General features: G+C 65.0%; 13 protein-coding genes. 6 read left to right on the top strand and 7 right to left on the bottom strand.

Annotation, left to right across the window (positions count from 1 at the left end; translation table 11 throughout):
• Window positions 1-38: 38 nt before the first annotated feature.
• Window positions 39-776, top strand: coding sequence for a methyltransferase domain-containing protein (locus PLN84_RS07620; RefSeq protein WP_292383530.1), 738 nt, complete (start codon window positions 39-41; stop codon window positions 774-776).
• A 15-nt stretch (window positions 777-791) separates the two neighbouring features.
• Here the strand turns inward: PLN84_RS07620 and PLN84_RS07615 are convergent, their stop codons facing one another.
• Window positions 792-2,444 carry a cache domain-containing protein gene (locus PLN84_RS07615; RefSeq protein ID WP_292383532.1) on the bottom strand — a complete coding sequence of 551 codons (1,653 nt, stop codon included), beginning with the start codon at window positions 2,442-2,444 and terminating at the stop codon, window positions 792-794.
• A gap of 179 nt (window positions 2,445-2,623) precedes the next feature.
• On the opposite strand from PLN84_RS07615, the gene PLN84_RS07610 reads away from it, so the two are divergent.
• On the top strand, window positions 2,624-3,316 hold the full coding sequence (locus PLN84_RS07610) for a DUF72 domain-containing protein (protein ID WP_292383535.1): 693 nt from the start codon (window positions 2,624-2,626) through the stop codon (window positions 3,314-3,316).
• 267 nt (window positions 3,317-3,583) lie between these two features.
• On the opposite strand, the gene larC is transcribed toward PLN84_RS07610, so the two are convergent.
• The 3 genes from larC to PLN84_RS07595 form a co-directional block, all read right to left on the bottom strand.
• Window positions 3,584-4,873, bottom strand: coding sequence for a nickel pincer cofactor biosynthesis protein LarC (larC, locus tag PLN84_RS07605; RefSeq protein ID WP_292383539.1), 1,290 nt, complete (start codon window positions 4,871-4,873; stop codon window positions 3,584-3,586).
• A gap of 16 nt (window positions 4,874-4,889) precedes the next feature.
• A complete protein-coding gene (locus tag PLN84_RS07600; protein WP_292383541.1) occupies window positions 4,890-6,731 on the bottom strand; it encodes a hypothetical protein in 1,842 nt (613 codons plus the stop codon).
• A 151-nt stretch (window positions 6,732-6,882) separates the two neighbouring features.
• Window positions 6,883-7,374 carry a DUF367 family protein gene (locus PLN84_RS07595; protein ID WP_292383544.1) on the bottom strand — a complete coding sequence of 164 codons (492 nt, stop codon included), beginning with the start codon at window positions 7,372-7,374 and terminating at the stop codon, window positions 6,883-6,885.
• Between the two features lie 35 nt (window positions 7,375-7,409).
• On the opposite strand from PLN84_RS07595, the gene PLN84_RS07590 reads away from it, so the two are divergent.
• On the top strand, window positions 7,410-8,249 hold the full coding sequence (locus tag PLN84_RS07590; RefSeq protein ID WP_292383547.1) for a nucleoside 2-deoxyribosyltransferase: 840 nt from the start codon (window positions 7,410-7,412) through the stop codon (window positions 8,247-8,249).
• Here the strand turns inward: PLN84_RS07590 and PLN84_RS07585 are convergent.
• Genes PLN84_RS07585 through PLN84_RS07575 form a run of 3 tightly spaced genes read right to left on the bottom strand, consistent with a single transcriptional unit; the run spans window position 8,241 to window position 10,399 of the window.
• A complete protein-coding gene (locus PLN84_RS07585) occupies window positions 8,241-8,651 on the bottom strand; it encodes an ATP-binding protein (RefSeq protein WP_292383550.1) in 411 nt (136 codons plus the stop codon). The genes PLN84_RS07590 and PLN84_RS07585 overlap by 9 nt on opposite strands.
• A complete protein-coding gene (locus PLN84_RS07580) occupies window positions 8,651-10,018 on the bottom strand; it encodes a SpoIIE family protein phosphatase (protein WP_292383552.1) in 1,368 nt (455 codons plus the stop codon). Before PLN84_RS07580 ends, PLN84_RS07585 begins: the two co-directional genes overlap by 1 nt.
• Window positions 10,019-10,042: 24 nt before the next feature.
• The gene (locus PLN84_RS07575) at window positions 10,043-10,399 is read right to left on the bottom strand and encodes an STAS domain-containing protein (protein WP_292383555.1); all 357 of its coding nucleotides are present in this window, start codon (window positions 10,397-10,399) and stop codon (window positions 10,043-10,045) included.
• Between the two features lie 494 nt (window positions 10,400-10,893).
• Here PLN84_RS07575 and PLN84_RS07570 point away from each other — a divergent pair, with 494 nt between their 5' ends.
• The 3 genes from PLN84_RS07570 to PLN84_RS07560 all read left to right on the top strand — a co-directional run.
• On the top strand, window positions 10,894-12,570 hold the full coding sequence (locus PLN84_RS07570; protein WP_299952558.1) for a PAS domain S-box protein: 1,677 nt from the start codon (window positions 10,894-10,896) through the stop codon (window positions 12,568-12,570).
• Window positions 12,571-12,642: 72 nt separating this feature from the next.
• Window positions 12,643-13,209 carry a LemA family protein gene (locus PLN84_RS07565; RefSeq protein ID WP_292383560.1) on the top strand — a complete coding sequence of 189 codons (567 nt, stop codon included), beginning with the start codon at window positions 12,643-12,645 and terminating at the stop codon, window positions 13,207-13,209.
• Between the two features lie 12 nt (window positions 13,210-13,221).
• Window positions 13,222-14,860: DUF2207 domain-containing protein (locus PLN84_RS07560; RefSeq protein ID WP_348531994.1), on the top strand; the 1,639-nt coding region annotated here is incomplete at its 3' end.

Raw genomic sequence — 14,860 nt, 5'->3', positions numbered from 1 at the left:
AGGCGTATCCTGTACGAGAGGCCCGGAGGACCACCGAGATGGAGATCAACGAACTCGTCAGCATATCGCAGGGAGCGCTCGCGATCATGAACCCCACCACCCCCGAGAAGGTGCTCGCCGCGGGACGGGCGGCAGGGCTCCGTAAAGGGGCCTGTGTCGTCGAGACCGGGTGTGGCAACGGGACGATCCTCGCCCTCTGGGGACGCGAGTACGGGATATCCGGCCTCGGCATCGAGTCCCGCCAGGACGCCTGTAGACGGGCGGAAGAGACGCTTCGGGCGGCGGGGATTGGCGACCACCTCAGCGTCCGGTGCATGGACGCCTGTGACTACGTCCCCGACGAACCGTTCGACTGCGCCGCCTCGATCGGGGCGTCCCACATCCGGGGAGGGTTTGCGGCGACGCTCGACGCTCTCCTCGGTCTCGTCCACGAGGAGGGGACGATCGTCATCGGCGACCGCTGCTGGCGGTCGGACCATGTTCCGCCGGAGTTCGCCCGCGAGTGGCCCGACGTCCTGACCGGCTACGAGATCCTCGGCACCGCCCGCGAGGCAGGGCTCGATCTCGCCGCCGTCATCCGGTCGGGTCCCGAAGACTGGGACCGTTACGAGTCGTCGATCTGGCAGGCGGTCCTCGCCTGGCTCGGCGACAATCCCGACCATCCCGACCGCGACTTCATGACCGACTACCTCCACCGCATCCAGGATGAATACTTCGGCTACGGCCGGGAGTACATGGACTGGGCGATGTACGTCATGGTGCCCGGCTTCTGGTGAGCCAAAAAAAAGGGGTTATGCCCCGGCGTATACGCCGGAGCCGACGAACCACTCGGTGTCCACCGGAGCGACGTAGCAGAGTTTGAGCCCGTCGACCCCGGTATCCGGGTTGTAGTAGGTCACGTAGACGAACCCGCCCCCGGCCTCTGCGGCGGCGCTCTCAAGCAGGATCACCCGGACGCCGTACCGGTCCTCGAAGTCGAGGCGGTTCTTCCCGAGAAATTCGGGCTGGTAGGGGAGGGCGAGCGTCGTCCCATCCGTCCCGTAGGCGAAGATATACGCCCCGCCGTCGGCAAACTCCCCGGATAGGTCGTTGAACGCGGCGCATGCCGCCTCCCTTCCCTGTTCCTGCGCATAGTCCCTTGCGGCCTTCACCCGCTGCACGAGCGTCTCCCTGACGCTCGTGTTGAACGTGGTCCCGGCATCCGGGATGTAGATGCCCGATCCGACGAACCAGGTCTCGTCCACGGGGAGGACGTAGCCGAGTTTGAGTTCTTCGGCATACCCCCTCGCCGGGTTCGGGTAGAGATAGTAGATGCTGCCGCCGCCTTCCGCCGCAAGCCGGCTCATGCCGGCGATGTAGGCCACGCCGCCCGAGTCGTGCACGCCGCTCCGGTCCGTGCCGACGAACCCCTGCTGGAAGGGAAGGGCAAGGACGGTGCCGTTCACGTCGTAGGCGAAGATGTAGAGTTCATCCCGGACGAACTCGCCGTCCGGGTCGTTGAACGCGGCGAGCGCGTCAGTGCGGCCGTGCTCCCGTGCATATGCCGCAGCCCCGGCGACGAAGGCCTTCATCTCATCGGCCGCGTCGGCCGCCGGCGGCCGACCGCCTGCCGGTGCGACCTGCCGCTCCCCTGCGTCGAGATTCCTCGTGACGACGACCCGCCATTCGGCCCCGTCGATCCCGGCGGTACCCCAGATCGTCTCTTTGGTCACGTTCCGCTCCCAGTTCCGATCCCGGAACGAGTACTCAAGAGATCCGGATGGTTCGGCAACGATCCGGGAAAACGCCTCCTGGAGCCCCGGAGACTGGTAGCCCGGGTCCGAGAAGAGGTTGCGCCCGATCTCCTCGGGGGTCGTGTCATAGATCACCGTACCGTCGGTCTGCGTCACCCAGACATCGTACGGGGTGCCGTTCGTCAGGGGCTCGACCACCCGCCCGATGAGGGCGTCGGGCCGGTATGCGATGCTCACGGAGCCCAGGTATTCCGGCCCGAAGACCGGGTAGCTCTGGGCGACCCCGGAGAACCCTTCCTCCAGGGGGAAGACCTCGCTGACGCTCGGCACCTGCTCCCGGATCGTCTTCTGCGTCACGGGATGAGCCGTGAGGCTCACGTTCACAAGTCCCGCATAGTTGTCGGGCACGGCCATAGCCACGATACCGTCTTTTGTTATCACCAGGGTCGACTCCGTCCAGGGGTGGTCCAGCATTGTCTGCCGCACCGCCTCTTTCCCGGCGGTGCTCGCGAGCCCGGTCTCGCCGAGGACCCGGGCGCTCTCGGCGATTGAGGCCCTGACCGTTTCAAGTTCGTGGTTTATTCCCGAGACGGCATCCTGGAGGACAGCCTCCTCTGTCGCCTGCAGAGGAGGTTGACCCCCTTCCATACAGCCTGCTCCGAGCACCGTGACGGCGATGAGAAGGATGACGATTAGTGGAGTTACGCGCATAATCGAAATTATCAGGCCGTATTATTAAATGGTATACATTGCTAACGGGTAGTTCGACAGAACGAGGCGTGACGACGACCGGATGACGCCATCGGGCAGTGTGCGTGATCTCGGGCGTAAACCCGCCTGCAGCCCGGCGATCCCAAACATTATCGGGCTTGCCCGCCGGCACTCACCGCATGGAGGTCCATGTCGGCACGAGCGGATGGGCGTACGCGTGGAACCGGGGCGGCAGCCTCGCGTGGTTCGTGGAGCAGTCGGGTCTCGACGCTGTCGAGCTGAACGCGAGTTTCTATGGGTTCCCGTCGGAGAAGACCGTCTTCGCGTGGGCCCGTGCGGGATCGGGGCTGCGGTGGAGCGTCAAGGTGAACCGGTCGGTCACCCACCGGCACCGGTTCAACGAGAAAGCGATCCCTGTCTGGGAGCGGTTCCGCGAGAGATTCCATCCCCTCGACGACCTCATCGATTTCTACCTGTTTCAGGCCCCGCCGGCGTTCGCGGACCTCGACCGCCTCATCACGTTTATCAGGGCGGTCGATCTCGGAGCGCGGTGTGCCGTGGAGGTCCGGAACCCCACGGTGCTCGGTGACGACGAGGCGTGCCGGCGACTGCAGGAAGCGGCGGTCCTGGTCTCGGTCGACTCCCCGGACTTCAGGGAGCGTATATTCCCCGCTGATGCCGTCTACCTCCGGATGCACGGGCGGGAGGGCTGGTACCGGCACGACTATACGGGCGGCGAACTCGCCGCAATCCGGGATAGGATCGTTGCCATCGGTCCGAAACGGGCGTATGTCTTCTTCAACAACGATCATACCATGCTCGATGATGCGAGGCAGATGGCGCGCTTCTTCGAGCGTAAGCCCGGCGGCTGACGGCAAAGAACGATTATTTCTATGATATTCTGCAAATTTATGGTTTATTTCACCATCCCCGGAACTGATGCAAGAACTGTTCCGAAAACGCAGGGCCATTCTAAAGGCTTTCGGATAATTACGGCAAAAAAGAGGTTTGCGGGCGATACGAAATAGAATCGTATAAATATCGAGTGCGTCATCTAATAGCTTGGGGAACTATTACCCCGGTGACATGAGAGAACTGTAAACGCGAGTGGGACACTTCCTGTAGGAAGGTGTCTGCACTCACTCGTCGCGTGCGGCGTTCAGCACGTTTCGGCGGTCGGGTGGGTATTCACCCCCCGCACCACCTTCTGGCGCGGTGCGCTCTCTTCTTCGAGACAGGTACAGCCTGACCTCGTCGTTCACGAAGCGGAGGGGGAGGGCCTGATCCCGTGCAATCGCCGCGAGATCTTCGTACTCGGGTTTCTCCGCGATCAGGCTGCCGTTCACGGTCGAGGTCTTCACCCGGATAGGGTACTCCCTGCCGCCAAGGCTGACCAGAAGTTCCTCCCTGTGCCGGTCCGCGACCACTTTCCGGAACTCGTGCACCCGGACACCGAGCGTCCCGGTCTCCTCCATCAGGACCCGTACCAGGCGGTCCTCCACCGCTGCCGCCGCCATCACCGAGACGACACTGACCGGCCGGTTCTTCTTCCCGAACGCGGGGGTGACGAAGACGTCCACCGCCCCCTCCGCAAAGAGACGTTCGACCGCGTAGCCGATCGCCTCGCCTGAGACATCGTCGAGGTTCGTCTCGAGCATGACCATCCGGTCCTCCCCTCCGGGGAGGGTCTCTCCCTCCACCACCCGGAGCAGGTCGGGCCGTCCCGGAACGGTCCGGGTGCCGGTGCCGTAGCCGACCCGGATGGGGGTCATGGCCGGGTAGGGGTTCACGGCGTGCTCTGCAAGGTGGGCGAGCAGGGCCGCCCCGGTCGGCGTGGTCAGCTCCACGTCGACGGGCGCAGAGGCGAAAGGAAACCGGTGCCGGGCGAGGATCTCGAGCGTTGCCGGCGCGGGCACGGGGATATCACCGTGCTCCGTATGGATGGTTCCGCCGCCGAGCACCGGGGGTGTGGCGACGATCGTTCCCTCGAGGAATCCCGCCCGGTCGAGGAGCATCATCGCCCCGACGACGAAAAAGATCGTGTCTACCGAGGCGATCGCGTGGCGGCAAAAACCCGATTGGTGAAGGTGCGCCTCGACGGCTGCGAGATCGTCGAGGACCTCAAGCGCCCGGGAACGCGCTCCTGCGGAGAGGCCTGCCGCATCGGCGGCTAGAGCGGCAGCTTCCCGCAGATGGCCGCCGTCCTTTGCGCCCGTCTCCTCGACCTCGATCGCGAGGCGGGTCGCCGCGAGCCCGCCGGCATCCACCTTCTCCACCCGGTAGCGGAACTCCCGGCAGGTATCGAGACTCCGGATGGCTTCCGCGAGAGGGTCAAGCGCCTCTCGCCCCCCGGTGAGGTCGATGAGGGAGGCAAGGAGCATATCCCCTGCTATCCCGGCGCACTTCGGGTCGATGACGAGGATCTTCATACTTCCGGGAGGATCCTTACGCCCCCTCTTCCGGCGTACCGAGGCTCGCAGAGATCGCTCCCGCCAGTGCCGCCACCCGTGCCGCCGTCTCGCGGCCGCCGGGGATGGCGTTCGTCAGGTATGCCCCCTTCGCGGCCTTCTTCGCCGCCTCGGCCGGGTCGGTGCCGAGCGCGGCCGCAACGGCAGCGGGCACGGTCATGTTGATGATAGTGTGCCCGATGTACTGCATCTCCTGCGCGAGGACGGCCCCGACGAAGATCGCGGTGCCCATGTTGGGGTCGTCCCGGCCCTTCCCCTCGAGGGCGTAGCCGGGGACCACGCGGGCGGTGAGGTTCTCGATGTGGTAATCCTTCCCGTCGATGGCGATATCGAAGGAGACCTTCGCGTCGAACCCCCAGTACTTCGCGGTGAAGGGATCGGTCCTCCGAGCCTGGGGTGCGATCTCCGTAAACCGGAACTCGATCGTCTTCCCGGTGAACCCGGAGAGGGCCGCCGACCCCCGGCGCTCGACGAGGGCTCTCCGCTCGTCGTCGAGGGCCCCTGCGGCATCTTCCAGGGATCTGCCCGCTTTGAGCATCTCGTAGACCTTCACCGCCCGCCGGTAGATCGCCCGGTCCCGCACCGCCTCGCTCGCCCGGATGCATGCTTCCGAGACCGAACCGCGGTTCACGACTTCTGCCTTCCTGACGATGGTGTTTAAGGCGCAGAGGGCGAGCTCCGGGTCGATGAAGGACTGCATCTTGTAGTCCCGGATCGCCGCCGCGGTTCGCTCCACGTCGCCGCCGTTCGCGAGCAGCAGCCGGAGCGCCGGCAGGATGTCGCCGGCGAGGTGGCCGAGGGGGACGTTCACCGGCCCGCCGGAGAACCCGGCCCCGATGACGGCGGATTCCTGGAACCCGGCGAAGAGCTCGTTTGTGACCATCGACCCGATCACCGACGGCCCGCCGACGTCCTTTAAGATCAGCCCGAAGTCGCCGACAATCCGGGCGGTGTCGAACTCCTCTCCGGTCCCCCGCATGTGGATCTTCTCCGGGAGGTTCGCCGCCTCGACGGCCCCTTTCCCGGCGAGGTAGGCCGAGTCGATCTCACCGAACTTCCCGAACTCCTCACCGAGCAGGGCGTCGGGGTGGACGAGCTCCATCGTCACCGCCGAGGCGATCAGGGCCGGCCAGAGGGGGTAGGGGGTCGTCCCGGCACCCTCCATGCTCCGCATCATCGCTTCGGTCCCGACCTTCGCGGCGTTCCGGGCAAGTTCGGGGATGTTGTAATCCTCGCCGAGGGCGGCGTGGCCCATGACGCCCCCACCGGCGACGAAGGGCGGCAGGACCGCCCCATCGAGGCGGGTCAGTTTCTTATCCATCAGGGCCTCGTAGATCGCGAGGTACGCGGGGAATGCCGGGACCCGGTGGGTGAACTTGTTTGTCGTCAGGGCGATGGCGCTTGTCCGGTCGCCACCGGCGTGCATCCGGGCGATGGCCCCGAGTTTCCGGTTCCCGAGCGGCACGCCGGCGCGGGCGCAGCTCCCGGAGAAGTAGGCGAGCGTCGCGACGATCAGCGCCGCATTCGCCGGTTCCGCCCCGCCCTGTCGGGCCTCGCCCACCGCCTTCCCGATGACCGTATCGAGTGGCAGGTGGGGGGCCGAAGCATCGACCACCGTCATGTTCATCAGGTGCATCTCCGGTGCGCCGATGGTGCAGAAGATATCCTCAGCAAGCGAGTTCGCCGCGGCGAACGCCGGGATCACGAGCGCCCCGTGGCCGCGGGTCGCCGCCTCCAGCTTGTCGTTCGTCATGTAATCGGGCTTGAACGTCGCGGCGTGGGCCGCGGCGAGAAGCGCCCTCTCCCGTTCGGTGTCCATGATCCGGTAACCTCCTTCCCTGGCTGTCAACAGACAGCTATCAGCATAAAAACGTGCCGCCCATGCGGACGGATTGCATCCCCGGCCGTCGCATTACACGAAGAAGGAGAGCGTGCCGGCGGATCCCGGCCGGCGGATCCGGAGGGGCGTATCACATATACAGCGCCTGGAGGGCGACGACCTCGGCGCTGTCCTTTGCCCCCGCGTAGTCCTCGAGCGGATCGGCGTTCACCTCGAGGAACCGCAGCCCCCACCCGAACGGAGCAAGGATCTCCCGTGCCTGCTCCTTCTCACCGAGGATGTAGAGCGTCGCGGCCATCGCCTCCACCGAGGTCAGCCTGAGGGGCCGGCCGAAGTTCACGGGGTTTGCGGCGACAAGGTACGGAAGCGCCCGCCGGTTGCGCCAGGAGGCAACGGCCCCGGTGTCGAGGACCTCCCAGGAGCAATCGAGCGCCGTTATCGAGGGGAGGTGCCGGTCGGCGGGGGAGACCGCTTGCTCGGCGGTCGGGTCGAGGAGGAGGGTCGAGCGGGGAATCTTCGCGACGGCGGTGACGATCCTCACCATCCCGCGCTGTGCGAGTTTCTTCATCGTGCACTTCCGGGGGTCGCAGGTATTGTCCCGATAGGCGTAGAGCGGTATCATCTGTCTTGTTATGGTACGCCGCCCAGGTACTATCAATGTACGTGCTCGTCGCGCCCTGTATCCAGAACCCCGCGTGCCGTGCCCGCGGAATAACGACCGATGAGGACCTGGACTGCTTTTCCCGGGCCGTAGAACGCTGCCGGCGCTTCTCGATCGAGATGGTCCCGCTCCCCTGCCCGGAGACGATCTACCTCGGCGCCGACCGGGAACCGGGCTCATTCCTCAACCGGCTCGCGACCCCGGAGTTCGCCGCACTGCTCGACCGGCTCGAAGCGGAGGTCCGCGCCGCGATAAGGGAGCGCGGCGAGCCGCCCATCGCCATCGTCGGGGTGGACTCCTCCCCGGCCTGCGGGGTGACGGCGACCTACCGCTCGTCCGAAAAACAGCCGGGCCGGGGAGCGTTCCTCGCCCGGTTCCCGGATATCCCGGCGGTCGACGTGAAGGAGTTCTCCCGCTACCGGGTCTACCTCGCAGGCCCGCTCTTTACGGAAGCGGAGCAGGCCTACAACCTCGTCCTCCGCGACCTCCTCGAAGCGCACCTCTTCGACGTCTACCTCCCCCAGGAGGTGGGGGATACGAGCCACACCCGGTGCCGGGAGGAGAACGGGACCATCTTTGCGCGGCACCTCCGGGCGCTCGAGGAGACCGATATCGTCGTCGCGGTCATCGACGGCGCGGACGCGGATTCCGGGACATCGTGGGAGATGGGGTATGCCTACGCCCTCGGAAAAAAGGTCGTCGCCCTCAGGACCGACTTCCGGATCGCCGGGCACCACGAACTGGTCAACCTGATGCTCGAGGAGTCGGCCGCGGTCGTCACGGCAAAAGAGGATCTCCCCCGGGCGCTCGGCTCGCTCCTCCCGGCGTCAGGATGATCCGGCCCGCCGCTTTTCCATCGAGAGGACGTTTCTGTCGCCGGTCCTGGCATACGAGACACTGTCCATCACCGTCCGGATGAAGTGGACCCCGAGCCCCCCGATCGGCCGTTCTTCGGCGGGGATGTCGAGGAGTGGCGGCGGGGCGGAGAGGGGGTCGAACGCGACGCCGTCATCAGTGATGATCACCGAGACGACGTCGTCGTCCACGGTGCAGGTGACCGTGATCGTCCCGGCCTCCCCGTCGGGATACCCGTAGAGGATGGTGTTGCTGCAGGCCTCGTCCACGGCGAGCTGGACCGCGAAGACCATCTCGTCGCCGCTCTCAGCAAGGGTCTCCTCGAGGAAGTCGGCGATCGCCGCGAGCGCCGGGAGTTTGGCCCGCACGGTCAGTTCCGCCATCACGCCACCCGCATGACGATGAGCGTCTGGTCGTCGAACTGCGGCTCATCGCCCGAGAACTGCGTGACCGCTTCAAGGATCCGGTCGATGACCTCCCCGGCGGGGAGGTCGCGGCAGCCCATGATCGTCTCGATCAACCTTCTTTCCCCGAACTGCTCTTCGTTTGGATTGATCGCCTCGGTGACGCCGTCGGTATAGCAGACGAGGAGGTCGCCGCTCGCAAGGGTGACGGTCTCCTCGCCGTACTCGGCCTCCGGCATGACCCCGAGGATGATCCCGGTCCCCTTCAGCTCCACGGGCCGGCCGCCGCCTGCCCGGAAGAGGAAGGGCGGGTTATGCCCCGCGTTGACGTAAGTGAGTGTCTTTACGCCCGGGTCGACGACCCCGTAGAAGAGGGTGACGAACATCCCGGACTTTGCATCCGCGGCGATGAGGGCGTTGGCCTCGCTGACGGCCTCGCGGGCGCTCCGCGGCACCAGGGTGTTCGCCCGCATCACCGTCCGCGAGAGCGCCATGAAGAGCGCTGCAGGGACGCCTTTCCCGGAGACGTCGGCGATAACCAGGGCGGTCCGGTTCCCCGGGAGGGGGATCGCGTCGTAGAAATCGCCGCCGACCTCCTTTGCCGGGAGGGCAAGGGCGGCGAGGTCGACGCCCGGAACCTCCGGCAGCCGTTCGGGGAGGAAACTCATCTGGATATCGTGCGCGATCCGGAGTTCGGCCTTCTTCCGCTCGAGTTCCGAGAGGAAGGAGTCCCGCTCCGCCTTCGTCTGCCGCTCGGTAATCAGGTTTGCGATGATGAACGCGAAGATGAAGACTCCGGTGGCGTTCGCGATGATCATCGGAAGAGCCACCCCCTCGACGACGGTGAGCGCCTGCTCGAGGGGCCGGCAGATGGCGAGGGTGAGCCCCATGTGGAACGCCTCCGTCCCGATAGCGAAGAGGACTGCACCGTGCATCCCGATGAACTTCTTTCCGACGAGAAGGAAGATCAGCCCCCCGAAGAGCCCCGCGAGGATGGTCGCGGCCGCGCACGGGAGGGCGGTGAACCCGCCGAGGGAGAAGCGGTACGCGGCGCCGATCAGGCCGGCGCCGAGCCCCACCACCGGGCCGCACGCGAGCCCGCCGACCATGGGACCGAGGTCGCGGACGTTTGCCGTGGCGCCGAGGATGGTGATGCCGCTCTCGGTACCGTAGATGGAGAGCGCCCCGAAGAGGAGGACGAGGATTGCCTGACCTTTCCAGGTGACGCGTCTCTCGAGGACCTCGGTGAACGATGCCGTCCGGGAGATCAGGTAGGCGGCTACCACGATGACACAGATCATCTGCAGGAGCACGAAGAACATATCATTGAAGCCGGAGAGCGCCATGCTGGTTACCGCCCGGGGTGCCGCTCAGGGTCCCGCCGCGAACTCATCGAGCGCCGCCGCTTCGTCGGGGAAGATGGAGAAGATCCGGTGAAACCCTGCCATGGTGAAGACCTCGAGGATCTGCGGCTGCGCACAGGCTATCCTGAGCGCTCCGCCGTCTCGCTTCAACCGCTTCAGCGTGGCGAGCAGCACCCGGAGGCCGGAGCTGCTGATATAGTCGAGGTCGCAGAGGCTGACGAGGAGGCTTCTTCCCCCGGCGTCCAGCAGATGGTTTATACGTTCTTCCACCCTCTCCGAAGAACCTGCGTCGAGCCTTCCCTTCACCGTGATGATATCGACGCCGCCCGCTCTTCTCTCGAGGATCTCAACACGATCGCTCATTGCGTGAAGTTACGATCTAATGCGAGATAGATGTTGCTTTCCAGCCCGGGGACTTCTCCGCCGGATCAGCAAAAAAAGAGGGTATATTGTCGGGTGTGTGATAACCATGCGGTGTCTGCGGGAGAACCCGGGGCGGTTGTGCCACCCGCCCGGCCCCCTCATCTACCGTGCCGGTATGAGGTTAGAGAGGTGTGTTCTGGTTTATCCCGGGGCAGTACTCCCCGGCGAGGACGTTAGCCTTGACGTTGATGCAACCAGCGTGGTGAATGTTCCGTTCACCCATCCCAGCCGATCTTGTGCCGGTCCGGGCCACCTGTGCCTGTGTGGTCCGGGTTGCCGGAGAGGTTCTCCGACTCTGGGGGATCATACGTTGAATTATCTTCTATTTATAGTTTATTCTTAATGCCTGGCATTGAGGTGCGGCATTGCGTGCGGCATCATAGCACACGACACTGCAAAACACTATATCCCCCGGTGCCGAACTCTATTCGCACATGGATCGCACTACCGATGCACTCTCTCTCCTGCTCAGCACGCTAAAAGAGCATCCGCGGGGCATGTCGGTCTCCGATCTAGCTGCCGCGGTCGGTATCAACCGGAATACCGTCTCCCGGTACCTCGACATCCTCCTCGTCTCGGGCCGGGTGGAGATGGAGACCTACGGAAAGGCCAAGGTCTTCTACCTCTCGCAAAGGGTCCCGATCGCCGCCATGCTCAATTTCTCCTCGGATCTCGTGCTGGTGCTCGACCGTGAGCGCCGGATCGTCCAGGCAAACGATGCCGTCTGCGCGTTCGCGGGGAGAGAGCGCGACGCCGTCCTCGGGAACAGCATCGAAGAGTCGCCGCTCGCCGCGTTCGACCACCCGCTGATACGGAGTCGGATCACCGACGCCTTGAACGGCCGCGAGGTCACAGAAGAACTCCGGTTTCTGCGGCACGACGCCGAGCTCTTCTTCCGGATCAAGTTCCTGCCGACCGTCTTTAACGACGGCGCGCCGGGCGTCACCATCATCCTCGAGGATATCACCGAGGGCCGCCGTGCGGAAGAGGCCCTGCGCGAGAGCGAGATGCTCTTCCGGAGCCTCGTCGAGAACATCAACGACCTGATCCTGAACGTCGACGAGACCTGCACGTTCACCTACGTCAGCCCAAAAAGCCGGGATATCCTCGGCTACGCCCCCGAGGAGATGCTTGGAAAGACACCCTGCGACTTCATGAATCCGGAGAAGGCCGAATCGGTCCGGGCCCGGTTTGCCGCGCTCTTCGCCGACCCGGAGCCGAAAGTCGCCTTCGAGTGGACGATGCACCACCGGGACGGGAGCCATGTCGTCTTTGACGTGAGCGGGACGCCGGTCTACGACATGATAGGCGACTTCACCGGCTACCGGGTGGTCTGCCGCGACGTCACCGAACGGGTGCGCGCCACAAAGCGGGTGGCCCAGTGGAAGTCGTTCCTCTACTCGGTGGTCAACAACGTCCCGAGCATGGTCTTCGTCCGGGAGGTGGAGGGGAACACATTTGTCTTCGCGAACCGTGCCGCCGAGATCTTCCTTGGTATGACCCAGGAGGAGATGACGGGAAAACGGGCCGCCGACCTCTTCCCGCCGGAGATGGCAGGTTTCTTCGCCGACGGCGACCGGGAGATGCTGGAGCGGTCGGCCGCGCTTGAGAGGAAGGTCCACCTCCCGACGGGGGCGAGCATCTCCATGAAGAAGATCCCGGTCTTCAACTCCCGGGGCATGCTCAGGTATATGCTCGGGATCGCCGAGGATATCACCGACCGTGCGGCCGCCGAGGACCTCCTGGTCGCCGAGCGCGACCGGGCACAGGGTTACCTCGACGCGGCCGGCGTGATGATCGCGGTGATCGGGGCGGACGGCTCCATCGACCTTGTCAACCGGAAGGGAAGCGAGATCCTGGGGTACGCCGAAGAGGACCTCGCCGGGAGGGACTGGTTTGCGACGGTCGTCCCGGAGCGCCTGCGGGACCGGCTCACCCGGAACTTCGTCCGCCTCGCGGCCGGGGAGATCGAGCCTCCTGCCTTCGAGGAGAGCCCGGTCGTCACCCGGGAAGGTCGAGAGCGTTCAATCCTCTGGCACAACGCCCTCCTCCGGGATACCGACGGGAAGGTCGTGGCGATGGTGAGTTCCGGCGAGGTGGTCGGGGAGTAGCCGGGGCGGAACCCCGGCGATACGTCACTCCTTAAATACACCGCAGGGCAGATACAATACTGGTGACAGACCTTGGTGGACATCATCTCCCTTGTCCTTATCGTCGTCGTGGTGCTGGTCGTCATCGGCATCGCGGCGGCCTTAGTTGGCATATATAACCGGTTCTTCTCCCTCAAAAACTCCGCCGAAGCAACGGTCGGACAGGTGAAGGTCGCGATGAAGAAGCGGCTGGATATGATCGAGCAGCTCCTCGGCGCGGTGAAGAGCTACGCGACATTCGAGAAGGAGACCCTGACCGGCGTGACCGCGATGCGGGCCCGCATCGGCAGCGCCGGCCCGGGAGACCTGAATGAACTCGAACGCGAGTCCCGGTCGGTCCTCGGGCGGCTGCTCGCCGTCGCCGAGAACTATCCCGACCTCAAGACTTCGCAGACGGTCCAGGAACTGATGGGCGCGGTGAGAGGGGTCGAGGACGAGATCGCCCGGCACCGCTACACCTACAACAACATCGCCCAGCAATACAACACCATGACCGACACGGTTCCCTCGAACCTGGTCGCCGGGGTCATGGGCTTTTCGAAACTTGAGTACCTGGAGTTCGGCGAGGAGATCGAGCGCGTCCCGACGATAGCGTTCTGATAGGCGGTGGGCATGACTGAACGACAGCAGATCGCCGTCCTTGTTGCCGTCACCCTTCTTGCCGGGGTGTTGGCGGTCGCGGGAGCAGCAGCGCTCCCCGACCTTTTCCGGGGCGATCTCGAGGTCCAGGCGTATGACGCCGTCTTCTTCGAGAATGGGACCTTCATCGAGCGCTATACCTACGACGTCCGTTCGGCGGGGGAGTACCGGATGCTCTTTCGCTACTGGGAAGCACCGCTCACCTTTACGGCCGTCGACCGGCCGCACATCGAGTTCATCGGGATGACCGCCCCGCCCGGAACCGTCGGCTACATCAAGAACGCCGAAGACGAGGTCCGGACGGCCGCCGGGAACCCGACCCCTTCGGATGTTGCGGTCATCCGGAACCTTGCGTTCGCTAACGAGGTGGGCCTCTTTGACCCCGGCTACTTCGACCCCGGCACCTACACGGTGGAGTACCGCTACCGGGTCCGGCCGCCAATCGAGTACGACGAGGAGTGGGCGCACCTGAACCTGAAGCTCGTCGACGAGCACGTCCCCTTCCGGGACCTCCGGATCACGCTCCCGTTCGCCGGCGATATCGAGGAGGTCTACACTCATCCCCCGACCCTCACTATCGAGCGGACGGCGGAGGCCGTCATCATCACGGGGAGCGCATCCCAGAACGACGCGCTGAACGTCGAGATGGTCCTCGATCCGGCCTTTACGGGGAAGGTCGGCGGCTTCCCGGCGTATGTCCCGGACGTGCGGCAGCAGGCGGCGGATGCCAACCGCTGGCCCCCGATCCTCTACGGGGCGGCAGGCGTCCTTTACGGTCTTGCGATCCTTCTCGTCCTTCTCATGCCGTTCGTCCTCCTCGGCGTTTATTTCCGCTTTGGAAGGGAGAAACCGTTCACGGTGCCGGAGTACTTGAGTTTCACGCCGAATACCGCGCTCAAGCCCTGGCAGGTGAACCTCCTCTTCAAGGGCGACCCCCTCGAGTTCGACGACAACGGATTCTACGCGACGGTCCTCGACCTCCACCGGCAGGGGAAGATTGTGGTCGCCGAGAAGCCGGAGGGCGGAGGGGTCACGGTCCGGATCGTCTCGGGGGAGTCGACCGACCCCTACGAGCAGCGGGTGCTCAACTTCCTCGCCAACGTCGCCGACGACCACGTCGTGGATACCGACGAACTGGCCAGGTTCGCCGAGACCGCCCGGCGGAGTCCCGGCTACCAGCACCGGATCCTGCAGTACCAGCAGTCGCTTGCCGCCCTCTCCCGGGACGTGGATACCACGCTCTCCCGGCAGTACATCAGGGATGGCCGGACGACGATCCTCCCGCTCATCTTCCTCGGTGCCATCCCCTGCGGGCTTGCGATCCTGACGTTCATCCTCGCACCGGGCGCGGCCTACCTCCTCATCCCGGCCGGCATCCTCTTCTTCATCGTCGCGGTCCAGGTCGGGATCGCGGCCCTCTTCCCCTCGACCCTCTTCGGCTTCTGGAAGGGCGACCACTACAAGGAGAAACTCGAATGGGATGCGTTCGCCTACTTCCTCTCGGATCTCGCGTTGATCCAGCAGTATTCCCCTGCGGACCTCTCGATGTGGGGCGAGTGGCTGGTCTACGGGACGGCGCTCGGCCTCGGCGATAAGGTCGAGCAGGCGATGA

The sequence above is a fragment of the Methanoculleus sp. genome (assembly GCF_035363275.1).
In the GTDB taxonomy this organism is placed as follows: domain Archaea; phylum Halobacteriota; class Methanomicrobia; order Methanomicrobiales; family Methanoculleaceae; genus Methanoculleus.
Note: the sequence above shows the minus strand (reverse complement) of the source record. Positions and strands in the feature narration are given on the sequence as shown.